The 22,628-nt window shown below is 60.1% G+C and carries 17 protein-coding genes; 5 read left to right on the top strand and 12 right to left on the bottom strand.

All coding sequences use genetic code 11. The features are described 5' to 3' along the window. Positions 1-36 precede the first annotated feature (36 nt). A complete protein-coding gene (locus LOC68_RS11835) occupies positions 37-456 on the top strand; it encodes a hypothetical protein (RefSeq protein ID WP_230218725.1) in 420 nt (139 codons plus the stop codon). On the opposite strand, the gene LOC68_RS11830 is transcribed toward LOC68_RS11835, so the two are convergent. Further along, entirely contained in the window at positions 453-1,235 is a 783-nt protein-coding gene (locus LOC68_RS11830) for a lysophospholipid acyltransferase family protein (RefSeq protein ID WP_230218724.1), read from the bottom strand. The two genes, LOC68_RS11835 and LOC68_RS11830, sit on opposite strands and share 4 nt — an antisense overlap. A gap of 39 nt (positions 1,236-1,274) precedes the next feature. On the opposite strand from LOC68_RS11830, the gene LOC68_RS11825 reads away from it, so the two are divergent. Further along, complete coding sequence (locus LOC68_RS11825) at positions 1,275-1,757, top strand: YfcE family phosphodiesterase (protein WP_230218723.1); 483 nt, start codon at positions 1,275-1,277, stop codon at positions 1,755-1,757. A gap of 79 nt (positions 1,758-1,836) precedes the next feature. Here LOC68_RS11825 and LOC68_RS11820 read toward each other — a convergent pair whose 3' ends face one another. From LOC68_RS11820 to LOC68_RS11795, 6 genes are all read right to left on the bottom strand, one after another. Next, positions 1,837-2,355: a PH domain-containing protein gene (locus tag LOC68_RS11820; protein WP_230218721.1), complete on the bottom strand. Its 519-nt coding sequence runs from the start codon at positions 2,353-2,355 to the stop codon at positions 1,837-1,839. 105 nt (positions 2,356-2,460) lie between these two features. After that, positions 2,461-2,646: a hypothetical protein gene (locus tag LOC68_RS11815; protein WP_230218720.1), complete on the bottom strand. Its 186-nt coding sequence runs from the start codon at positions 2,644-2,646 to the stop codon at positions 2,461-2,463. A gap of 157 nt (positions 2,647-2,803) precedes the next feature. Then, the gene (locus LOC68_RS11810; RefSeq protein WP_230218718.1) at positions 2,804-3,100 is read right to left on the bottom strand and encodes a hypothetical protein; all 297 of its coding nucleotides are present in this window, start codon (positions 3,098-3,100) and stop codon (positions 2,804-2,806) included. Between the two features lie 23 nt (positions 3,101-3,123). Then, complete coding sequence (locus tag LOC68_RS11805) at positions 3,124-4,833, bottom strand: FMN-binding protein (RefSeq protein WP_230218716.1); 1,710 nt, start codon at positions 4,831-4,833, stop codon at positions 3,124-3,126. Next, positions 4,834-7,140 (bottom strand): FAD-dependent oxidoreductase, encoded by a 2,307-nt coding sequence (locus tag LOC68_RS11800; protein WP_390623422.1) that lies wholly within the window; start codon positions 7,138-7,140, stop codon positions 4,834-4,836. Positions 7,141-7,255: 115 nt separating this feature from the next. Continuing rightward, positions 7,256-8,119 carry a hypothetical protein gene (locus LOC68_RS11795; protein ID WP_230218714.1) on the bottom strand — a complete coding sequence of 288 codons (864 nt, stop codon included), beginning with the start codon at positions 8,117-8,119 and terminating at the stop codon, positions 7,256-7,258. 441 nt (positions 8,120-8,560) lie between these two features. On the opposite strand from LOC68_RS11795, the gene LOC68_RS11790 reads away from it, so the two are divergent. From LOC68_RS11790 to LOC68_RS11780, 3 genes are all read left to right on the top strand, one after another. Then, positions 8,561-9,556, top strand: a complete 996-nt coding sequence (locus LOC68_RS11790; RefSeq protein ID WP_230218713.1) for a hypothetical protein — start codon at positions 8,561-8,563, stop codon at positions 9,554-9,556. 176 nt (positions 9,557-9,732) lie between these two features. Beyond that, the gene (locus tag LOC68_RS11785; protein ID WP_230218712.1) at positions 9,733-11,460 is read left to right on the top strand and encodes a hybrid sensor histidine kinase/response regulator; all 1,728 of its coding nucleotides are present in this window, start codon (positions 9,733-9,735) and stop codon (positions 11,458-11,460) included. Positions 11,461-11,550: 90 nt separating this feature from the next. Then, a complete protein-coding gene (locus LOC68_RS11780) occupies positions 11,551-12,747 on the top strand; it encodes a metallophosphoesterase (protein WP_230218711.1) in 1,197 nt (398 codons plus the stop codon). Positions 12,748-13,109: 362 nt separating this feature from the next. On the opposite strand, the gene LOC68_RS11775 is transcribed toward LOC68_RS11780, so the two are convergent. The 5 genes from LOC68_RS11775 to LOC68_RS11755 form a co-directional block, all read right to left on the bottom strand. Then, positions 13,110-14,894 (bottom strand): AAA family ATPase, encoded by a 1,785-nt coding sequence (locus LOC68_RS11775; RefSeq protein WP_230218710.1) that lies wholly within the window; start codon positions 14,892-14,894, stop codon positions 13,110-13,112. A gap of 548 nt (positions 14,895-15,442) precedes the next feature. Next, entirely contained in the window at positions 15,443-17,413 is a 1,971-nt protein-coding gene (locus tag LOC68_RS11770; protein ID WP_230218709.1) for a vWA domain-containing protein, read from the bottom strand. Beyond that, positions 17,413-18,318, bottom strand: a complete 906-nt coding sequence (locus tag LOC68_RS11765; protein ID WP_230218708.1) for a DUF58 domain-containing protein — start codon at positions 18,316-18,318, stop codon at positions 17,413-17,415. The genes LOC68_RS11770 and LOC68_RS11765 overlap by 1 nt, the downstream gene beginning before the upstream one ends. A gap of 60 nt (positions 18,319-18,378) precedes the next feature. After that, a complete protein-coding gene (locus LOC68_RS11760) occupies positions 18,379-19,413 on the bottom strand; it encodes an AAA family ATPase (protein WP_230218707.1) in 1,035 nt (344 codons plus the stop codon). 63 nt (positions 19,414-19,476) lie between these two features. After that, positions 19,477-22,566, bottom strand: coding sequence for a VWA domain-containing protein (locus LOC68_RS11755; protein ID WP_230218706.1), 3,090 nt, complete (start codon positions 22,564-22,566; stop codon positions 19,477-19,479). Between the last annotated feature and the right edge of the window lie 62 nt (positions 22,567-22,628).

The raw sequence follows: 22,628 nt of genomic DNA, 5'->3' as shown, positions 1-22,628 counted from the left end.
TTGACGACGAACGCATTCATCTGGGGAACATTCCGTATGCACAGCAAACAATATGCGGCGACTGCGACCATCGCCGCTTTGATTTTGGTCGTATCTGCAATTGGGTGTACGCCGGCCGGACAGGCCAAAGTGCCGATTCAAGGAGTCGTGACGCTCGACGGGACTCCACTTCCCGACGGCTCGATTTACTTGCGACGGACCGACGGAGAGTTCTTCAGCGTCGATATCGCCGACGGCAAATTCAGCGGCGAAGCGATGCCCGGCGAGTACCGCATCGAGATCTCGGCGATTCGGGAAGAAAAGCCCGATCCGACTGCCGTGGCGATGTACGGCGCTGACGCACCGAAGCGGCAGATGAATTACATCCCGGCGAAATACAACTCCGATTCGACCCTCTCGGCGAAGGTGGGCGACAGCGGCGCAGGCGATTTGAAATTTGAGCTTTCGTCGAACTAGCGATTTCGTTTCCGCTCTTTGGCGGCGGCCATCGCCGCTTCCAGATCGGCGGGGGTCGGTTTCCAGTCTCGTCCGGCCAACTGCGGCTGGAAGTCGTCGCACCCGGCGAGATGGGCGATCGCCCGCGTCGCTTGCTCCATCAGCTCTTGCGGCGTGCCGGTCGACGAGTCGATCGGCTCCCCCACTTTGACGATCACATGCGCCGGCATCAAAAAGGGACTTGCCGGCGACCGGTCGTACGGCGCCCCTTCGATATAGATCGGCACGATCGGGACGCCGGCATGTTGGGCGATCATCGCCGCGCCGGGGCGAAAGGGAAGCATCAATTGGTCGGTCATGTTGATCCGACCTTCCGGCAGCACGCCGACCAGTTCGCCGGCGTTCAGGAGGTCAATCGCGGCCCGAATCGCCTTGGTGTCCCGTCCGCCGCGACTCGTCCCGATAGCGCCTGATTGGCGCAAAAACCACGCCAGGGCTGGATGTTCGACGAACTCTTTGGCAACCATCCAGTGGACGACGCGATGCGCGGCGACTTGAATAAAGAAGGGATCGGCGCTGCTACGATGGTTAGCGATTAGAACGGCGCCTTGGCCGATCGGAATCGGCAGATCTGGCGGAATCGACGTGCGCCACCAAACGCGAGCCAGAACAATGTTCAAGCAAGCCAGGATGTAGCGCGGAAACGTGTAAACGCGCCGCGACCAATTGGCCAGCCACCAGAGGGTCGGAATCGCCAAGAGCGCCGTCAGAAAAATCGCTGAGATGATGTCGCGTGACAACGCGGCGTTCCAATTTGAATCAGGGACAGGGAACCGAAGATGCAAATAGGAATTGTGAGCGATACTCACGGTCAGGTCGAGTTCACTCGGGCCGCGATTCGAATGTTGGAGTCATTTGAGGTCGAACAGGTGATCCACTGCGGCGACATCGGCAGCAACGCGATCGTCGATCTTTTCGCCCCCTGGCCGACCCATTACGTGGTCGGAAACGTCGATTTCGACCACGCAGGACTCCAGGCCGCGATCAAAACCGCCGGGCAAACTTTTCATGGAATGTTTGGGCAATTGAGCCTGGGAGAGCGGAAGATCGCATTCCTGCATGGTCATGACGAAGCGCGACTCGCCGCGACGATCAACTCCGGCGCGTACGATCTGGTCTGCCATGGTCACACGCATCAGGCGACCAACTACCTCGTCGGCCAAACCCGCGTCTTGAATCCGGGCGCTCTTTACCGCGCCAGCCGTCATACGATCGCGATCGTCGACTTGCCGTCGCTAGAGATCAGCATCGTCCCGGTTTAGACACGAACAACTGGCGCCATGCTCTTGCGGCGTCTTCGCCGGCTTGAAACATGTCTTCGCCCTAACGTGGCGCCTAAAACTAACTCCGAGCCCGGGCAAGCTGCGCTTCACGCTGCAGCGCCTGGCGAACGCCGACGTAAGTCTGCTGACCTTTCATACAGGCAGCACGAAACGCCTCGGGACGGCTAACCCCGCTCAAGCGGAAAGTCTCGACTTCGTCGAGATAGAAGATCATGTCGCCGGCATGGTACCAGGCCTGGCCCGGCAGAACTTCGATTTCGATCCGGTTGAAGCGATCGAGATCGACCCAGCGATCGGGCTTGCCGTCAAGCCCTTTCTCAATGACCACGCGGCGATTCGTCAGACGATAGTGGGTGCCGACGCCGGGCGCCGCATGCCAGAGATAAATCGCGGCGCCGATCGGACTGGTCGCCAGGGCGAGCAAGTTGCCGACGGTAAGGAAGCCGACGCCGGTTTCGATTTCGTACAAGCGCCCGAAAAAACGCCCGAGTCTTGACGCTCCATTGGAGGGCCAGACGGTCATGACGGTCGACTCCGATTTCGCACTGGGGGCGACTCCGGCGATGGCCTGGGACATCGGCGATCTTTCTAGGACGAAAAAGGGGCGGAAGCTTCGAGACTCACTCCGCCTAGTTTATCAGACTGCCGTGGGAATCGGCCAGTAGATTCGCCGCCGGGGCGGCTACAGCCGCTTGCTCAAGATGTGCCAAAAGACGCCCCCAACGGTCAGCAGCGAGCCGATCGCCAAGAAGCCGAACAAAAGGGGCATATTAATCCCTGCATCGCCGGAGTTGACGACGCAGAACAGCACCCCCAGTACTTCGACGACAAAGCCCGCCCCGATCATCAATAGCGATAGCAGATTCATAGTTCTTCCCCCGATGTTTTCTCTCGTTGTTCTGCTCGGCTATTCGCGATTTTCGCGGAGAACTTGGACGCGTGCGAATGAAAATCGCGTAAAGGCGGCCCTGCAGCCGAATCTGCGGCGGAGAAACCGTCACATTGCGCAGGACCCGAATCAGGCCTCACTTCACCTTCAGAATGACGCCGTGCGCAACGAGGATTGCGCCGGCCGACAGGAGGCACCACCCGACCCAACTCTGCGGGCGAATCATGTGGCGCTGGTCGGTGTTTTCGACGATCATGCTTTGGATCGCCCCTTCGGTGGTGGCGGTCGAGGGGCCGGCGTGACGCGACAACAGACGGGTCGCGGTGGGCGTGAGCGTGAATGACTCGACCGACTTCAGCGTGATGCCGGCCAGCAGCAAGATCACGCCGAGATAGATCGCATGCAGCGGCCAGTCGCCTCCTTTGCGCGCCACGGACTCCCTCCTGATTGCCGGGTTTAGAACAACAGCGCCACCGCGCCGAGAGCGAGCAGACCGACGGCGACCCAATCGCGCCGCGTCCAGAATTCGCTCTTTCCATTGTAGCGAACATAGTCGAGCAGGGCGCCAGTCGGACAGCCGAAGCGGCAATAGGCCATCGGGGTGAAGAGGGAGGCGATCAGCCCGACCACGGCGACGGCGATCGTTCCCCAGCCGGCGATGTGCCAGACGTAGGCGTCAAACGGTTCGATATCGACCAGGCTAAACGACCAGCGAGCCGCCGCGACCAACACGACCCAAGCGAGCAAGACGCTGGGAATCGCTTTCAGCCAGGGGAGCAACTGCTTCGACGGTTTCCATTGCCACTTGATGCGACGCTTGGTCCATTGCTGCACCACGCCGTGTGGACAAAGGTGGCTGCAATAAACGTTGGTCCGCGTGAAGATCGGCAGCGCCAGCGCCGCGCCGACCAGCAGCACCAGGCCAAACGCCGATTTCCACGGCACGCCGTTCTGCGCCCAGCCGACGAGCAATGCCTGCGAGACGAAGTCCCCATTGGCGAAGCCGAGATAGACGAAGACCAAGATCTGAAACGGAATGCGGGCCCACGGATTACCGCGCCAGGGACTGAAGGCGAGCAACACGCCGACGATGACGACGGCGATCGTCTTGTAGTCGCGCTCGCGCAGTTGGGGGAGTGGAAGCCGATAGATCCAGGGAACTTTCGCTTCGATGAATTCCTCTTCCTGGCGAGCGCGGACCAGTTCATCCACTGCTTCATAGATGCCGGTCGCCGCGGCTTGACTGGTCATGGTCGCCCCGGAGACCCCTTCGATCTGCAACGTTTCGTTATCGATCGCAGAGAGCTCCGCGATCGACTGACCGTTGAGTAGACCCAGGAAGTAATCATCGGTCCGGACGTAGTCGACGTAAGGCTCGTTGTCGTAACTACGTGAAAGAGCCAAGCCGATCACTTTTTCGTCGGCGTCGAGGCCGACCAGCATGTCGGTCGGCCCTTGGTAGCCGACCAGGTTGTCGGCCGCCGGCGACGTACGAAGCAACTTGCCGAGTGAAGTTCCGGCAGCGTCTTTCACATGGAGTAGGGCAGGGTAAGCCACATCGACTTCCAGCGTCTCCGCATCCGGGAAAAGCTTGCGGACAACTTTCAGCTCCGGTAGATCGGGGAACTTTAGCGACTTTTGCACCCCGCCGAGACGCCGCTGGATCGCTTCGATCATCGCCAGGCTGGTGAGCGTTGCGCCAGAGACGGCGTCGAAGTCGGTCTTGGAGAGGACTTCGTCACGCGTCAAGCCATCCAGGCTATGCAGGAACGTTGCGTGCCGCTCGATCTCGCGGACATGCTCGCGGGTGTCGCGGCTCGATAGGATCTCGAGCCCGACGATCTTTTCCTCCGGGGAAAAGCCGATCAGGACGTTGGTTGGGCCGGAAAAGCCGATCGCTTTGTCGCCGGCCGGAGAAGTTTGCACCACCCGACCGACCGATTGCCCCATTTCGTCCAATAGGACGCCGCTGTCGTCGATCTTGGCGGCGGTCGGAAACAGCTTTTGGACAATGGCGACGTCGACGGTCGGACTCGGGCCGTCATCGACCGGCGCATGTAGGGTCGCCGCCAAGTGGATGATCAGCGCGATGGCGACCAGAATCAGCACTCGCCCGGCGTGGACGAAAGGTCGCCAGGCCGGGCGGCGCGTTTGCGGCTCCGTCATTTACTTTTTGACAGGGACGATTTGAACCGCGTCGGCATGGACGTTACCGCCGGCTCCGGCGGTCGCGACGACGACGGTGACGACTTCCCCTTTGTCGAGTTTCAATTCGCCCAGCGAAATGAAGCCTCCTTCAATCGGCGGAGTCGCTTGCTGATTGATCGTCTTTTCGATCCGTTCGTTCTTCGTTTCGACGACGATCGGCACGGTCTTGCCGCGGTTTTCGTGCGGCTGGTAGGCGAAGCGAATGTCGTACAGACCAGCTTCGGGAGCTTCCACCGCGAAGCGAACGGCGCCGCCGCTGTTGGCGCCCGCGTAGAGATAACCGTAGCCGACGTAACCTGGCAGACCAGTGCCGGAGGTCCAATTGCCGATCCGTTCCGCTTCGGCGTCGTCGACGACGGTGCCGGCCAACTTCGCCGGATCGAGTCCGGTCGGCGGACCGTAAGGACCGGCGAGCGCCGGAACGTTCGCCGGGATTTCAATTTCATCCGCCAGGTTGTCGCGACGGGCCTTACCGGGGAGCTTCAGCAACTCGTCCATTTCGGGCCAGTAGCGTTCGTAAACTTCACGCGGCGTGCAGTTGTAGGTGGCGCAGAGACTGGCCGCTTTGCCGACCACTTCTCCCATCATGCCGCAGGTCTTCATCACGCGAACGGTACCGAGCGCTTCGTGATCGACGCTGATGCAGCGACCGGCCATGAAGAGATTGTCGATGTTGCGCGAGTAGAAGCAGCGGTACGGAACCGGGTAGCCGAAGTTGCGATCGACCCGTTGGTCATGCACCGCGATCGAGATGAACGGGTTGTCGGGGAACTTTTCGGCGAATTGCTTCTTTGGATAGTGGAGGTCGATCGACCAGGTGCTGGGGACGCAGCCGTCGGTAAAGTCTCGTTTGCTGACGATGTCGTCTTGATTCAGGACGACGTCGCCCCGGAGCAGACGCGATTCGCGCGGACCGCCGACGTAGGCCATCCAGGTCAGAAAGGCCGACTTGTGATCGGCGGCGCCATCTTTGTTCTTCATCGCATTGAACGCGCCGTAGACGGCTCGCAGGTTCCAGTCGCGGATCCCTTCGGCGTCGCCGAGCGGATCTTTGTCGAAACCGCTTTCCCAGAACCACTGACCATGATGGTCGCGCGGATAGGGGAAGTCTTTCATCGTCAGGTCGAGCGCCCAGGGCGTTTCCGGGAACTTTTGTTCCGTATCCCCTTCGGCCCAAGCCCACATGTTGCTCATCCCCATGCGACCTTTTTCGGCCATCTCGAAGTCGGCGCCGGCCAGATAGCCGAGCGTACCGTGACCGGTGCAGTCGACGAACAACTTGCCGGTGAACCGCTTTTCTTCGCTGGAGCGGGTGTCAAACGCATGGACCGCGGCGATCTTCTTTTCGCCATCCATGTCGACCTTGAAGGCATGGTGGTTCAGGAAGAGGTCGATGTTCTTCTCGGCGCGAACGAGCGCTTCTTTCTTCACGTCTTCAAACTCTTCGTAGGTGCCGGGGGACTTCTTCGCGTGGTCGGAAAACTCTTCGACGATTTCGCCGATCCGCGGGTACTTGCCGCGGCGAATGTTCCCCATCGCCCAGACGCGAACTTCGCTCGAACCGTTACCGCCGAGGACCGGGCGATCTTGAATGAGCGCCACTTTGCAGCCCAGGCGAGCCGCCGAGAGAGCGGCGCCCATGCCCGAGTAACCGCCGCCGACCACGATCAGATCGTAGCCGCTCTTTTCGGTCGGCTTTTCGTCGAGACCAAGCTTACCGCGGCGCCAGGCCGAGAGAATCTTGTCGTCGTTCGGAGGCGTCGAGCCATCTTTGGCGAAGTAGATCGCGTCGCAGCGACCGTCGAAGCCGGTCAGGTCATGCAGCTTCAGTTCGACTTCTTTCCCGTCGACCTTCACGCTGCCCCCTTCTTGCCAGGCCCACTCGGCCCCTTTCGTGCCGAAGGTTTCGGCGAGCGGCTTGTCGCCCACGAGTAACTGGAAGCGGCCCGGGGTCCCTGGGGCGTTCCAGCGAGCGACCCAATCCTTCGTGCGGACGAAGACCTTGTATTCGCCTGGTTCGGGGAAGGTGACCTTGGTGGTCGCGTCGGCGACCGGGGCGCCAAGTCCGTGAGCCAAGAGATAGGGAGAACCCATCTCGCGGATGAACTGCGTATCGAGTTTCCAACCGCCGGGTTGGTCGAAGCTTTCGGCCTCAACGAGAACCGATTGACCAAACAGCGGCGCAGTGAAAGCGAGCAACAACAAAACGGGAAGCAGTCGGCGCACGACGGATGCTCCAGATGAAGGGCGGGATAGCGGGGGAATCGACAGTAAAAGACTGGGCGTAAGAAATCACAACCCAGACCCGAATTTTACACTGACATCCCGCCCTAAGATACTTCTGTTGCCGATTTTCGTGCGGCCGTTGCTCTGACTCCCGCTAGAAGCGGGGGGTGGGGGTGTCGGGACCCAAGTGGGTCGGCAGGCTCGCATCGGGCGATTCCAGCGACAGGAGTTGTTCGACCATCGTCTGCGTGTCGTCGGCGTAGTTGGAGATCCGCAGTTCCCACAAGGGGCGGATTACGCCGGTTGAATCAAATAGCTCCGGCCCGAAGCAGGACATGATCGCCGCGGTGATCTGCTTGTTGAGATGGGGGTGAGCCGGCGTATCGATCGTGCTGGTGCGGAACGCGTCGAGTGCGGAGGAAAGAAGGAGCGGCCAGCCGGCGCTGTGCGAACCGTCGCGAGCTTGCTCGCGAATGTCGCGGCTGAACTCCTGCACGCGTTCGTTATCGAAGCCCATGTTGCGGACGTCGGTGGCGACCGCCACATAGCCAAGCAGCATGTCGGTCCAACGTTCGGTCCGGCGGCGAAGACGATTGAGTTTGACCGCCATGTCGGCGTCGAGACCGCGGCCGTAAACCATCAGGTTCAACGCCCGATTGCGGGCCTCCAAATGCCCAATGAAAACGCTGCGAACGGTCGCTTCGGCCGAGTCGCTCCGGTGGATACGATCGAAGGCGATGCAGAGGGAGGTCCAAATGCGGGTCAGAACGTCACTGATCAGGATTTCTTCGAGGATCGGCCGAATCGAATTCCAATGCCGCGGAAGTTCAGCCGTGGGGGCCTCTTTGATGTTTTCGGAGTGGTCTTTGAGCAGCCGGCCCCAGCGATCGAGTCGCGCCTTGGAGTGGGTCCAGTATTGCTCCAGCCCCTTGGCCGAAATCTGCTGCATGGTGCGGATTTGGATCGGAGCGTGCGTGGCCAGCAGGGCAGCCAATTGAACTTGATCTCGTGAGTGCATCGTGGGTTGTTCTTCAGCTCAGGCGTCGTTGGATGGCAGGAAAAAAGAGGTCGCGAGAGCCCGAGGGGACAAGGGCTCTCGCGACCGACCGCAGCTTGCCTGGGGAGGGAAGGGGAGCAAGATCAGGCGACGAAACCAATCCATTGCACGCGTCGGGCCAAAACTCGAAAAAGAGCCTCGCCGGTCTGTAAGTGTTTGGAGTATTGAGACTTGCGATTTTCGCTACTTCAGAACGCTCGCGTGGCAATGATGCACATTCGCCACACATCGGTTTCGCTAGCGTCGTCAAAAGGCAACCACGTTGCGTCCGATCATCATGTAAACAACTGTCTGAGTATTTGCGTTTTTTGCCTGACTACGGCATCATGGAAGGCTCTCATCCAAAACCAGTCCATTCAGGACAGCTCGTTGCCGCGATTCGCACACTACCTGGCCCTGGCCATGTTGCTTTTTTCCGTCATTCCCTTGCTGGCGCAAGAGGAGTCGGACGCTTTATTCGAGCAGCACGGGTTGGTGAAATACGGACGACGCTGGATCTTGCAGTCCGAGACCAATCTCGGGCCGGAGCTGCGGCAGCTCGATTCGCTGGAACAACAACTCAGCTTTGTGCAGCGGCAAGTGACCTTGGCGAAGGACGACAACGCTCGCCAATGGAAGCAAAAGCAGGCGACTCTCGCCGGGATCGATCGCTTGGCGAAGCATCTGAAAGAGCATGCCGTCGGCAGCGATCAAGAGAAGGAACTGGCCCAGGAGATCGAGCGACTCCGCAAAATGGCGACCAGCGGCGGCGACGCCGTCGAGCCAGCCAAGTTGGCGGCGCTGCCAAATGTCCGCGAATTGTTGATGCAACAGGCGCAATTGTTGGCGACCCTGACGACGCGCACGGTCCAGTTGCGCGAAGATATGGTGAATCTAGATCAGCAGTACGCGGAGATTCGCGGCCAACTCCCCGAGGAAGAGCAGGGGGTAATCGGCCCGCTTGAGCCACTGTCACGACGACTCGGCCGGCTCGCTCGCTTCGAGCGTTTGGCCAATCATGAGCGTCTCCCAATTTTCCTGCAGAACGGTCAGCCACGGGTTGCCGCCGTTTTGGATCAGGACAATCCACAAATATTTACCTGGAATCCCCAAGGGGAAGAAATCATTCTGACCGCCAATATGGCCCAAAGTGCTGGCGTCCAGTACACGCCAGAAGAAGGGGTTGAGGTTGTGCTGGAAAAGCAGAAAGTGCGGGTTCGCCGGGGGCGAATCGCGGCTCTCCGCGTGGGGCCTGCACTACTGCAAGATGTCGCTGTGTCGGTCTTGCCTCCAGAGCAAGAGTATAGAGGTGGATTTCTAGGCGGTAAGCTGTTCCAACACTTCCAGCCCGACCTCTCTCTCGAAGAACTCTCTCTTCATTTTGACACCGGCGCCATGGAGTCGACGGCCGATCACTAGGCCAAGGAGGGGTCGGCAGACTTTTCCGATTCTAACCGTCAGGCAAAGCATTCTCAGGTTTGCGGGCGTCGCTTCCGACCTTAGTATGTAAGGAAACGCCCAGGCGATGACGTTGTTTCAAATTTAACCGACCTTATAATTACAACGTCAAGGTGTTTCGGTAGGAGTAATGCGGGTTGGCTGGTAAACCCAAGATCCTCTGTTTGTGTGCACCAGGTGGGCAACACTCGGTCCTGGAGCAATTGCGCACTGACTACGACATCACGGAAGTGCAGACGCCGCTCCGTACTTTCGCCCTGTTGAAGAATCATGAATTCGACGGGGTCTATATCTGCACCGATTACTTCGAAGATTCTTCTCGAATCGGTAACCTTCTGCAGAACGAGCGAATCCTGGAAGGGATGCCTGACGGCGTTGCGATGCTCGATCGCGACAACACCGTACTCTGGGCGAACAGCTGTTTGCAGCGCTGGGCCGGCTGCGATGAAGTAGTCGGCCGTAATTTTTATGGCGCCCTCAATAGTCCTGAAATTCTGGGCCCCGACTTCTGTCCGTTCCACACCGCCCTGACGTCGGGGCGACCAAGCACTTCGACGCTGCGTACGGAAGACAATCAGTATTATCAGGTGCATGCCGCGCCGGTCATCAATCCGAACGCGACGCCGAAGAACTTGATCGTGACGATCCGCGACGTCACCGAAGAGGTCTTGCAGCGGCAAAAGCTGGAAGCGATTCACAAGGCCGGCATCGAACTGGCCGATCTGACGACCGAAGAGATCTTCAACATGGAGGTCTCGGAGCGTATCGAGCTCCTCAAGTCGAACATTCTTCACTACACCAAAGACCTGCTCAATTTCGACGTCATCGAAATTCGCTTGCTCGATCAACGGACCGGCGAGCTGGTCCCGCTCCTTTCGGTCGGCATTGATAAGGAAGCGGCCGAACGTGAGCTGTACGCTCAATCGACCAACAACGGCGTGACCGGCTTCGTCGCGTCGACCGGCAAAAGCTACCTTTGCGAAGACACCCAGTCGGATCCGCTTTATCTCGAAGGATTCAAAGGGGCGAAGAGCTCGCTGACCGTGCCGCTGATTCTGCACGACGCCGTGATCGGATCGTTCAACGTCGAAAGCCCCGAACCGCGGGCCTTCACCGAAAGCGACCTGCAGTTCCTCGAAATCTTCTGCCGCGATCTGGCCCTGGCCCTCAACACGCTCGAGTTGTTGTCGGCTCAGCAGGCCAATACCGCCCAGGCGAGCGTCGAAGCGATCCATAGCGCCGTCGCGCTGCCGGTCGACGAGATCTTGAATGACGCCGTCAACGTCATGGAACGGTACATCGGTCACGACGAAGAAGTGGTCGATCGTCTCCGCCGCATCATTCAAAACGGTCGCGACATCAAACGCGTGATCCAAAAGGTCGGCGAACGAATGACGCCGAGCAAAGCGGTTCCCGCTTCGGTTCAGGCCGAAGTTCGCCCGCGCTTGCGAGGAGCCCGCGTCCTGGTCGTCGACGAAGACGAATCGGTCCGCAGCGCCGCTCACGCGTTGCTCGATCGCTACGGCTGCGACATCGAAACGGCCCATGACGGCGCCGAAGCGCTCTGCATGGTTCGCGCTGGTCTGCATGGCGCCGGCTATGACGCGATCATCTGCGACGTTCACCTGCCGGACATGTCGGGCAACCGGTTGTATCAGCGTCTGAAAGACATTGTGAACCCGGTGCCGATGATCCTGATGACCGGGTTCGGCTACGATCCGGGGCACTCGATCGTCAAGGCGCGCCAGACCGGGCTCTTGCCGAACGCCGTTCTTTACAAGCCGTTCCGCTTGGACGACTTGTTGGCGACCGTGGAACGAATCATCGAAGCCTACTCCGGCCAACCCCAAGCCGCTTCGCAATAACTTGCCTGGCGACTTGGCGGGCGAAAGGCTTCCCTCGCGGGGTTTCTGTTGTCCGGCGCCGCTCGCCGCCCAGCCCAGCGACTTTGCCCCATGCCATCGTTTCCCGCCCTCTCTCCGCTCATCTGGCTGTTGATCTTCCTGGCGCTGGCCGGGCACATCGCCCTCTGGTCCCGCGTCCACTGCTTCGTCCATTCGCTCCCCTGGAAGCAGACGCTCATCGACTGGCTCGAACTGGGGATCATCTTGATCACCGGCATCGTGCCGATCGCATTCGTCGCCCATTTCCTCTGGGGCCCGGCGATCGATTGGAACAGCCGCGAGATCTGGTTCCAGTTTCCGCTCCTTTATTTCTGGGCTTGTTGGATCGCACTGGTGATCGCGTTTGGGCTGTGGGTGCAGCATCGTTTGGACGAACGACACGCGGCAGGCTATTTTTCTTCGAAGCAAATCGGCGAGGCCCAGCTGACCCGCGAAATCCCGGTTGAACATTTGGCGGTCCCCAAGGTCCAACTTGCCAATCGCTTTCCTGGTAATCAGATTCTCGAATACGTCGTGACGGAGAAAGAGCTCCGGTTGCCGCGACTGCCGAAGGCGCTCGACGGTTTCACGGTCACGCATCTTTCCGATCTCCATCTGACCGGCGAGTTTTTGCCGCGGTTCTATCAGATCGCCTTCGACGCCGCCAACGATCTGAAGTCGGAGATGATCGTCATCAGCGGCGACATCTTTGACGTCGATTCTTGCATTGAGTGGAGCGAGTCGACGCTTGGCAAATTGTCGGCGCCGGAAGGGGTTTACTTCGTCCTCGGGAACCACGACACCCGACTCAAGAACGTCGCGCCGGCTCGAGCCGAACTGACGCGACTGGGATTGGTTGATCTCGGCGGACGCTGGATGCCGAAGACGATCCGCGGCCAGACGATCGTCTTGGCCGGCGATGAAGCCCCCTGGATGTCGACGGTGCAGGGAATCGACGCTTGCCCGACGGAAATTGATGGAGAGCGGCTGTTCCGCTTCCTGGTCGCCCATACGCCCGATCGTTTTCACTTCGCGCGGCAGCACGACTTCGACCTGGTCCTGGCCGGCCACAATCACGGCGGTCAGATCCGGTTGCCGGTCATCGGCCCGATGATCAGCCCCAGCCACTACGGCGTCCGCTACGCCAGCGGAGTCTTCTACGAAGCGCCCACCCTCATGCACGTCTCCCGCGGCCTCTGCGGAACGGTCCCCTTGCGAATTCGCTGCCGCCCCGAAATCACGCGACTGATTCTGCGCCGCAAAGCGTAGCGGAAAAAGAAATAGAACACGGAAGCCACGGACGAGTCACGGTAAGAACACGGCCAGAGAAAGCCCGCAGTGCATGCGCGCCCAATAGTAGCCCGCAGCGCAAGCGAGGGAAATGCGATCGCAAGTCAATGACGAATGTCGAAGCTCGAATGACGAATCAAGCACGAAGTCGCCAATGACGAAGGCGAGCAACTCCCCACACTAACCCGAGGCGCAAGCCGAGGGAATGCGGCCGCAAGCAACCAACGCACGCCGCAGCGCAACAATTCCAAATTGCCAAACAGCGCACCCTCTTCCATCCGCCCCAACGGGGCGAACTAACCTAGCCCAGGGTCAGTCGCCAACGGCGACGCAGCCCTGGGTCACGATCTTCCATTTTTTCCGAAGCCCCAAAGGGGCGCTCTAACCGGGCGCTGGTGCACGGTCAAAACCAACCGACTGAACCGCGACGACGATTTTTTTCTCGCATGGACGACGCGAATTGATCGATCCCGTTTAGATCGCCCCGTTGGGGCATTTTGAAGAGCGTCGGTTGAGGATTTCGGATCGACTGGACCGCTGACGCGATTTTTTTCGATCGTGGGAGTGGACTCGGACGCTTCTTTTTTTTCGTCGGTCGACGGCGTGATCAATCGATACCGCGGATAATAGAACTGTTTCTCGTTGACGATCTTTTCAATCTCCCCCGCCGCAACCATCCGATCCCACGCCCGGGCGAACTTCGTCCCGTTCATGCCGCAGTTCTCGCGGACTCGCAACTTCGTCGCATGCGCCTCGCCCAGGTCAGTCATCGCCAGGCGAATTCGGGAACGCATCCGCTCGTCCATCGCGGCGTCTTTCCAGCGTTCCGCTTCGTCTTGCAGCGCATCCGCGTCGTGCACGATCGTTTTCCAGCGTCGCCCGGTCGTAGTCGTAGGGCAGGCCGTGCCTGCCGCTCTTCTTGCGAGTCTGTCCATTTCGGCAGGCACGGCCTGCCCTACGTCGGTCAATCTTCCTTCGTCGACATCGACGCCCCATTCGCCACCTTGGCCGGCGTAGCCGCCGAGCGTTAACCAGAGCCGATGCTCTCCACTCCCCGGCGCATAGTTTTGGCGGCGATTCACGAGGAGCCACTGCTGGGCGAAGTCGAGACTGCCGGCGAGGATCGCAGCGTCGAGTTTGCCAGGCTTCATTTCCTTCCGCGTTTGCACGCAAAGAATCGGCGTGGCGCCGTTGTCGAGACAACACTGCGCGAGCGTCCGCAGCGCTTCGGCTTGCTTTCGTTTTCCAGTGGAGCTTAGACGAATCGCATCGATCACCACCACTTCCAACTCGTGCGTCGTGATCCAATCGCGGAGTTTTCCCAAGGTCTCGGGATCGGCTGGATCGTCGGTGGTCAGTAACCACATCAGATTGTTCCGATTTGGTGCTGCCTGACGAGCTTCGCCCCACCGCTGCGTAAGATCGCTCAGCGTTTGCTGTTGCTGGCTGCTGCTGGCGAAGCCGACTCGCACTGGTTTTTCGGCGGCGAAATGATTCAAAAACTTTCCGCCGCTGGCGAGCGCTGCACAAAGATCGACCGCGAGCGAACTCTTCAGCGTTTTGCTCGGGCCGACGAGCACCGCCGGTTCGTTGCGCGTAAGAAAGTTGGCAATCAGCCATTCGCGCGGCTTTTGTTCGGCGAACAGCTCTTCGGTGGTCAGCGTTCGAAACGAACTTCCGCCGCCCAGTTCAAGTCGCACGATTTCTCCATCCGGCGGCAATTCGACCGGCTCCGGCGTCAGCCGCTTTCGCAAGGCAGCCGCGTAGTCGGAGATGCTGGCGATCTGACCGCCGGAGTGCATTACCGCTTGAATCAGGGCCGGCGCGGTCAGCTTGTCGTAGCCGTAGGTGAGCAGGTCGGCGAGGAGCTGCTGCGCGTCTTGATCGGTGTCGCCGGTGATGTGCAGCGACAGGAGGGCCGAGTAGATGTCGCGATGATATTGCACCTGGAAAATTTGGAGCGGGAGGGCGTCTTCGCTCAGCCGCTCGGGGTACGTCATCATGCAGGCCAGCCACTGCGCTTCGATCAGCTCTTCATGCACCGACGTGTTGTTGGCCTGTTTGCTTTTCTTCTTTTGCTTCGCGCGCAGCAGGGCGCCGAGGCGCCGGATTCGGGCCTTTCGCATTGGCGTTTTCCTCAAACAAGCGCGCACGGCCATCCCGGCGAGAGTTTCGCGCTTTGGAAAAAAGAGGCCTCGGTCCGATCTCGAGGCGGAGAGAAAATGAATGTGCGGACGGTTGATCAGACGCCCGCATCTTGAGGGGTGTAGTATACAAAACGCCAGTGCGTTTTGCAAGAGAGATTTCTTGGCCTGGGTGGCCCGACCAGTCGGTCACGACTGGTTGGGTCGCTTTCGCGACAAGATGCTGCGCCATGCGGTTGGAGGTTGGCAAACGTGCGATTGCTTTGCGACCGGATGGCGCTGCATCTTGTTGCTGCGCAACCCAGCCAGTTCTGTGGGGAACTGGCTGGGCCACCCTTTTGCAGAACTTGCGGCCGCATTCCCTTGGCTTGCGCCTCGGGTTAGTGTGGGGAGTTGCCCGCCTTCGTCATTGGCGACTTCGTGCTTGATTCGTCATTCGAGCTTCGACATTCGTCATTTGCTTGCGGCCGCATTTCCCTCGCTTGCGCTTCGGGCTACTATTGGGCGCGCATTCGCTGCGGGCTCGCGTTTTATAGATAGACCCGGCGGTTGTAGATCCACCATTCGAGCAGCAGGACTACGATCGCGGCGACGACGATCCATTTCCAGAAGTCGACGCGGACTGGTTCCCAGCTGTTTTGGCCGGCGATCGGTTCGCCCCAGTCGGTGGCGATCGCTTCGGCCGGCAGGATGTTCGTTTCCTGGGGGTCGAAGATGTTCACGGAAAAGCTTTGCGTGACGTCGGGGCCGTTCCCTTCGCGGACGTCGTACGTGCCGAGCTGATCGGTCTCGCTGAAGGCGAAGAGGTTCTTCCCTTCGCGGCCGATTTCTCGCACGCGTCCGGTTGGGGGCGTCACTTTCACTTCTTCGACCGGCGTGGAGGTGCGCAGTTCGACCGGTAAGCCGGGGCGGACTGATAGATCGGCGGCGCCTTGGCGGACGTCGCCGAGATACTCGACGACGTTTTTGATGAAGACCGGGAAGCTTTGTCGCTTTGGCCATTCGGTGTTGTAGAAGGTCGAGCCGTCTTTCTCGATCAGGAAGTGGAAGCCGAGGACCGCGTCTTCAAATCCCTTGCGGGGAGCGATCGCCAAGAGTGGGCCATGCTGCGAGTCGATCAGCGTCGTTCCCCCCTGCACTTCGACCGGATTGGCGTAGCCGATCATGACGTTGGTCATTTCGATGAAGTTCATCAGCGGGTGGGAATGCGCGATGTCGATCACCTGCGGGACGGTGACCTCTTCGCCGAGCTTCCAGGCGTCGCCCGGCGGAACAGCGCCCAAAAAGAGCGTGCTCGACTCGGGCATCACTTCGGGAGAGCAGTTGTCGTAAATGATCAGGTCGTAGACGCCGGTCGCCGCTTCCTGTTTGTATTGATCTTCCTGCAGGTAACTGGGATCAACCGTCGTGACGCGAGCCAGACGGGTAATCGCTTCGGTCGCCATCGCGAGACGGAAATAGTCGTTCCCGGTGCTGACCATCAGCACGTTCGCTTTGCGAGGCGGATTGATCGCCGCATACGCGATGTTGTCGGCGGCGAGGACGTCTTTCACGTCGAGGGTCAGACGGAGTTTGCCGGCCTCAAGCGTACCGAGTTCAAACTGAATGCCTGCGGCGCCTTCGGCCGGCAGTTTGACCGTTTGGGCGTCGAGCAGGTCGTCGTTGTAGTAGAGGTTGGCGACCACTTCTTCGGGAGCGTCGCCGACACGTTCGATCCGCGCGTAGGCTTGCAGCTCATCATTGCGGTCGGGATTGCGCTGCGTGCTGAAGGCGACGATGCCGACGTTGCCGGTCAGCGGATCGCCGATCGGCACGTAGATCGGCGCGAGATTGCCGAACGTAAAGTCGGTGATCGCCGGGAAGCGTCCGTCGCTGAAGATGTAGAGGGTCGCCGGTTTGGCGTCGGCGACGCCTGCGTCTCCTTCGCTAAAGGCCGATTGGCCCGGGTTGGCCAGGCCGGACGCGACGCGGAGCGCTTCGCTGATGTTACTGACCCGGTTGGTCAGTTCGATCGCGGTTAGTTTGCGCTGCAGGATCCGGCGGTCGTCGGTAAAGGCTTGTTCAATTTTGGCGCGATCGGCGAAGCTGACCAGCATCGCCACGTCGCCGGATTGCATCTGATCGATCATTTCGGCGATGCGACGCTTCGATTCTTCGAGGCGGTTTTTCGCATCGGTAACGTCGGTCGCTCCCATGCTGGCCGAGTTGTCGATCAAAAAGACGAAGCGGTCGCCGATCAGCTTTTGTCCTTGTACGCCGGGACGCAAACAGGCGAGGATCAACAGCACCGCGAACAGCAACTGCAGGAAGAGCAAAATGCTTTGCCGCAGCCGCTGCCAGAGGCTGTTGACGTGCAGGTCCTCGATCGTCCGGCTCCAGAGATAGGTGCTGGGGACTTCGAGCGGCTGACGGCGGAGCTTCAAGAAGTAGAGGGCGATGATCGCCGCCGGCACGATCGCCAGCAACGTCCAACCCAACCAACCTAGCGTCGGCAAAAACATTAGCGCACCAGTCCTCTCTGTCGCAGATACGAGGAGACGACTTGATCGACCGGCGTGTCGGTATTGGCCAGGATGTAGGTCATGCCGCGCTTGGTGCAGAACGACCGGGCGCCTTCGACAAACGCGTTGAGCGTCTTGCGATACTTCTCGAGCAGCGGACGACTGACGGTGATCTCGGCCGCGTCGGCGTCTTCGGCGTCGACCAGGCGGAGGTCCCCTTTCAATTGCTCTTCCGGATTCAGTTCGACCGGCGAGAGGGTATGGATCACATAGACGTCCATCTGTTGGGCGGTCAAAAAGCGGAAGGCGGCCTCGTAGCCTGACTTGTCCATCAAGTCGGTCAGCAGCACCAAGACTCCTTTTCCTTGGTTCCGCAGACAGAACGACTTCACCGCATCGAGGAGCGGGACGTTTTCGCCCGGCTCAATCTGATGGACATGATCGAGCATCCGCATCAGGCTGTGACGACCTCGCAGCACGGGGCCTGGTTTGCGAAGAGGCGTGCCGAACGATTCGATCCGAACGCGGTCGGCCCGGCAGAGGCCGATGTAACCGAGCGCCGCCGCCATCTGCTTGGCAAAGAAAAGCTTGGTCGGGTCGCCGAAGTCCATCGACGTGCTGGCGTCAATCAACGTGAAAAAGTGGAGGTCTTCCTCTTCCAGAAAGAGCTTCAGGAAGAGTTTGTCGAGCCGCGCGAAGGTGTTCCAGTCGATAAACCGGAGGTCGTCGCCGTGGACGTAGTTGCGGAAGTCGGCGAACTCGACGCTTTGTCCTTTTCGCTTACTCCGTCGTTCCCCTTTCATCCGCCCACGAAAGATCTTCCGACTGACCAGCTCGAGACGTTCGAGTTGGGCCAGCATCCTGGGAGATAGCAGATCGGCAGGGGAAGTCGTCGTGGCAGGCATGCGCGTTTGTAGCGTCCTTGGGTCCAGGTTCGGCGAACGGAAAGCGAACGAGCGCCGCGGTTAGCGGCTGACGACGCGGGCCGTGATCGGCTCGTCGTCGCTCTTCTCGGGCAGCTTTTCGAGGATTTCGAGCAGAACGTGGTCGGTATCGAGTCCTTCGGCCTGGGCTTCAAAGTTCAAAATGACGCGGTGCCGCATCGTCGGCAGATAGACGCGGCGAACGTCCTCGAAGCTGACGTTGTAGCGGCCGTCGAGCAAGGCGCGGACTTTCGCGGCGAGGGCGAGCGTTTGGGCGCCGCGGGGGCTGGATCCCCAACGCAGGTATTGATTGGTGACCGGCAAGGCCATCGGGCCGTCAGGATGAGTCGCCAAAGTCAGACGGACGATGTAATCCTGCACATGCTTGGCCAGGATCACTTCGCGGATCAGCTTTTGCCACTTCATGATCTCTTCGCCGTCCATCACCTTTTCGGGCTCGACGAAGGTTCCTTTCGTCGTCCGATCGATGATCGTGGCGAGCTCTTCGGCGGTCGAGTAGCCGACGACCAGCTTGAAGAAGAAACGGTCAAGCTGCGCTTCGGGGAGCGGATAGGTTCCTTCCTGTTCGATCGGGTTTTGCGTCGCGAGGACGAAGAAGGGCTTCTTCAATTCGTAGCGGACGCCGCCGACGGTGACGCAGAATTCCTGCATCGTTTCGAGCATCGCCGATTGGGTCTTCGGCGTAGCGCGGTTGATTTCGTCCGCCAGACAGATCTGGGTGAAGATCGGGCCCTTTTGGAACTCGAACACGCGGCGACCTTCGGGGGTTTCCATGACCATGTTGGTCCCCAGGATGTCGGCCGGCATCAAGTCGGGCGTGTACTGAATGCGATTGAACGGCAGGTCGAGCGTCTGGGCCAGCGTCCGGACGAGCAACGTTTTACCGAGCCCCGGAACCCCTTCCAGCAAACAGTGACCGCCGACGAACAGACAGGTGAGAACCCCGTGGACGATTTCGTCGTGGCCGACGATGACGCGACCAATCTGTTCTCGCACTGCGTTATATCGATTGCGGAATTCTTCCGCTTGTTGTTGCATCGTCTCGCCGACGCTCATGTCGCATTCCTCACGGGTGATTGGATGACGAGTCTCATTGGACGCGCTGTGGTAGCGGTCGCGTTATTCTTTGGGGGGCGGCGTATCGCCGGGGCGTCCTTGTTGCTTGCGAGCCTTTTGCTTCGCTTTGAGCAGTCGGGACGTGTAATTATCTTCTTCGCTTTCGGTTGGCTTAGATTTGGGTTGTTCTCGGCGCGGCGCGGTGGGGGTCTTGGAGGCGAGCTCTTCGGCCACGGCGTCTCCGGCTTCGGGAGCGGAAGCGTCCGACTCGAAGCGGGTGCTCGCGCGACGCTGATCGATGTCGGAGGCGACCTTCTCTTTGCTCATCCGCAACCGTTCGAGCCGGTCGTCTTTCTTTTCTTCCTTGCCGAAGCCGAGCATCCGGCCGACATACTTAAACGCCGGGCTCAGCCACTGTAATCCTATCGTAACCCGGCGGATGAAAACGTCGTGAAAAAAAGCGATCGCACAGATTACCACCAACAGGGGCCAGATCGGCTGACTGCTGATCGCTTTGGCCAGATTGTGCCGAAAGGTGTCGACCTCCAGGAGATCGTCGACGCGCCCTAAGGCCATTTTTCCTTCGATCATCGCCCCTTTTTCGCCCCCAGCGGGCTGGAGCTCGGCAAGCGACTCCAGCAAGTTGCGATTGGTGAATTGTTGGCGAAATTCGGCGGAGTAGGGGACGTTCACCCCAGATCGGAGCGGCGCCTGACCGGGGCCTGGAACCAGCGACAGGAAGTAGCTGCCTGATTCGTCGGCGTCGAACTCGCCGATGTAGCGGCCCGGGGCGACTTGCTCTAAGCGGAAGTCGCGCGATTCCATCCGCGGATCGACGGCGTTGCCGGAGATGTTCAGGAAGTTCAGGTACTGATCGTCCTGGTCGATCGCGGTGACGACGACGCGGACTTTGCCATCTTTCGCCTCGCTGGCGATCGTGAACTTTCCTTCGTTGCCGCTGGGACGCATCGCCCAGCGAATCATCTGCGTATAGAACTTGTCGTACCCATCCCAGCCGGTCCATTGGTTGGTCCAGCGATGTCCGGCGTCGCTGGTGAAGACGACCGAGCGGCCCAGGCCATAGGTCCAACTGGCCAGCAGCGTGGCGTTCTCGGGATGTTGCGCCGGATCAGGGGCGATCAGCGCGACGTCGACCAGCGGGTTGTTTTTGACCGAGGTCATCACGTAGCCGTCGAACGACGGAAAGCCGTCGATGCCGGTCGTCATCTCGTGCGGATAACGCTGGAGCGGAACCATGCCGGGATGATCTTTGACCAGCGGCTGAGCGATGCGGCGGGCTTCGCGCTGATAAATGCGGGGGAGCGCTTTCGGGTTGGTCACTTCGTAATACTTGCCGCCGGTCGCGGTGGCGATCTTTTTCAGTTCCAGGCTGTTCGCCGGACCATGCGTCCCGATCGCGACGGTGGTGACTTTGATGCCGGCTTTGGAGATCGCGCTCAGCGTGAAGGGATTGGCAGGGGAGGGGTCGCCGTCGCTGATGATGATCATGTGTTTGACGGCGACTTCATTCGGCGGGAGCTGATTGAAGGCTCGCAGCGCCATTTGCAGCGACGGATCGAACTGCGGCATGTCCCCGGGAGTCATACGCGACATCTTTGCGAGCATCCCGGCCCGGTTCGGACCGACCCGAATCAGCCCGTTCCCGTTGCTGGTCCAGAGCCACTGGTCGGTGTTGGCGTAGTGGATCAGTCCGCAGTAGTCGGAGTTGCCGAGCGCCTGGAGCGCCTCGCGGGCGATCACCTTTTGCCAGTAGTTGCCTTGCGGCAGTTCGGAGGCGTGCATCAGCATCGCCAACGCGCCGACCGGGACGACCTTCGCGTCTTTGATCGTAAAGTCGACGGGCATCGCTTTTTCGAGCTCGGTATTGGCCCAGCCGCCGGCGCCGAACGCCTGCGGTCCGCCGAGCATCACCAGGCCGCAGCCCATCTGCTGCGTGTTGCGGACCAGCACTTCGATCTGCTGATCGCTGAAGCTGGCCAAGTCGCCTGCTTCGGCGCCGCTGGAACGGGGCGTCCCGGCCAGGATGACGCAGTCGTAACGCTGGAGCTCGGCGAGCGTCGTGAACAACTCGTTGGTCGGCATCACGTCGACTTCCAGGTTGTTCGCGCGAAGGCGGTCAACCAGGTAGTTGTATTCGCCGGGAGTGGTCCAGTCTTCGATCAGCAGGATGTTCCCCTTGCCGCGGACATGGGTGAACGCGGTGGCGATGTTGTTCTGCGGCATCGAGTCGTCGGTCCGCTCGTCGGGCAGAAATCGCGCTTCATAGGTGTAGAAGTCAGGGCGATCGATGACATGCTCAAAGGTCAGCACCTTCTTCCCCGGCGGAACTTCGACCGGCTGTTCGGCGAGCACTTCTTCGTTCTTGCCGGCTCGGCGGACGACGACCAGCTTGCCTCGGACGACGCCGTCGTTATCCTCGGTCGGCTCGGTCATGTTGTTAATCACGACCGAGGTGCGAATCGGTTCACCCTTGCGAATGTCGTCGGGGAGGGTCACTTTTTCGACGGCGACTTCGGAGCGGCTCGACAGTTCGATCGGCGCGACGTCGACGCCGATTCCGGCCGCGGCCAATGCGCGGGCGATCGGCTGCGCGTCGCCGAGCGTCTGATTCCCATCGGTGACGACGACGATCCGTTTCGCTTCGTCTTCTGAGAACGACGCTTGCGCCAGCTTCAGCGCCGCTTCCAGGTTGGTCGCGTCTTGCTTGATATGATCCAAACCGATCAGACGGCGGCGACCGATCGGCACGTCATCTTCGTACGGGGGAACTTCGATCGCACCTTCGCGGCCGAAGACGATCACGCCGGCCCGATCGCCTCGCGACGGTTGGCGATGTTTTTTGACTTCCTTGGCGACGTACTGCGCCATCGCGGCGCGTTGTTCTTCGGGAATGCTGAGGGACTGGTCGAGAACGTAGATCACCGTCAGCCGATGATTGACCCGCAGGAACTGCGCTTCGGCCAGGGCGAAAATCAGCATCACCAGCACTGCCGAGCGCAAACCGAGCGCCATCAAACGGCGAACCGGGCCGAGTCCGGCCAGGCTGCGGTAGCTGAAATACCAGAGGAGCGGCAGCGTCGCCAACAACCATAACCAAGCCGGTTTGTTGAACGCGATGTCGATTCCGAACATAGTGCGCCCGCTTGGCTAAGGAAAAGGGTGGTGATGAAACGGACGCGACTGCCTGACGCGGA

This window comes from Blastopirellula sediminis (genome assembly GCF_020966755.1).
GTDB classification, from domain to species: Bacteria; Planctomycetota; Planctomycetia; order Pirellulales; family Pirellulaceae; genus Blastopirellula; species Blastopirellula sediminis.
Note: the sequence above shows the minus strand (reverse complement) of the source record. Positions and strands in the feature narration are given on the sequence as shown.

Excerpts from the sequence above, each read along its gene's own strand:
- LOC68_RS11775 (WP_230218710.1), bottom strand. The coding sequence starts at position 14,894 with ATGCGAAAGGCCCGAATCCGGCGCCTCGGCGCCCTGCTGCGCGCGAAG.
- LOC68_RS11765 (WP_230218708.1), bottom strand. The coding sequence starts at position 18,318 with ATGCCTGCCACGACGACTTCCCCTGCCGATCTGCTATCTCCCAGGATG.
- LOC68_RS11835 (WP_230218725.1), top strand. The coding sequence starts at position 37 with ATGCACAGCAAACAATATGCGGCGACTGCGACCATCGCCGCTTTGATT.
- LOC68_RS11825 (WP_230218723.1), top strand. The coding sequence starts at position 1,275 with ATGCAAATAGGAATTGTGAGCGATACTCACGGTCAGGTCGAGTTCACT.
- LOC68_RS11760 (WP_230218707.1), bottom strand. The coding sequence starts at position 19,413 with ATGAGCGTCGGCGAGACGATGCAACAACAAGCGGAAGAATTCCGCAAT.
- LOC68_RS11780 (WP_230218711.1), top strand. The coding sequence starts at position 11,551 with ATGCCATCGTTTCCCGCCCTCTCTCCGCTCATCTGGCTGTTGATCTTC.
- LOC68_RS11805 (WP_230218716.1), bottom strand. The coding sequence starts at position 4,833 with ATGACGGAGCCGCAAACGCGCCGCCCGGCCTGGCGACCTTTCGTCCAC.
- LOC68_RS11770 (WP_230218709.1), bottom strand. The coding sequence starts at position 17,413 with ATGTTTTTGCCGACGCTAGGTTGGTTGGGTTGGACGTTGCTGGCGATC.
- LOC68_RS11795 (WP_230218714.1), bottom strand. The coding sequence starts at position 8,119 with ATGCACTCACGAGATCAAGTTCAATTGGCTGCCCTGCTGGCCACGCAC.
- LOC68_RS11790 (WP_230218713.1), top strand. The coding sequence starts at position 8,561 with ATGTTGCTTTTTTCCGTCATTCCCTTGCTGGCGCAAGAGGAGTCGGAC.
- LOC68_RS11755 (WP_230218706.1), bottom strand. The coding sequence starts at position 22,566 with ATGTTCGGAATCGACATCGCGTTCAACAAACCGGCTTGGTTATGGTTG.
- LOC68_RS11815 (WP_230218720.1), bottom strand. The coding sequence starts at position 2,646 with ATGAATCTGCTATCGCTATTGATGATCGGGGCGGGCTTTGTCGTCGAA.
- LOC68_RS11820 (WP_230218721.1), bottom strand. The coding sequence starts at position 2,355 with ATGTCCCAGGCCATCGCCGGAGTCGCCCCCAGTGCGAAATCGGAGTCG.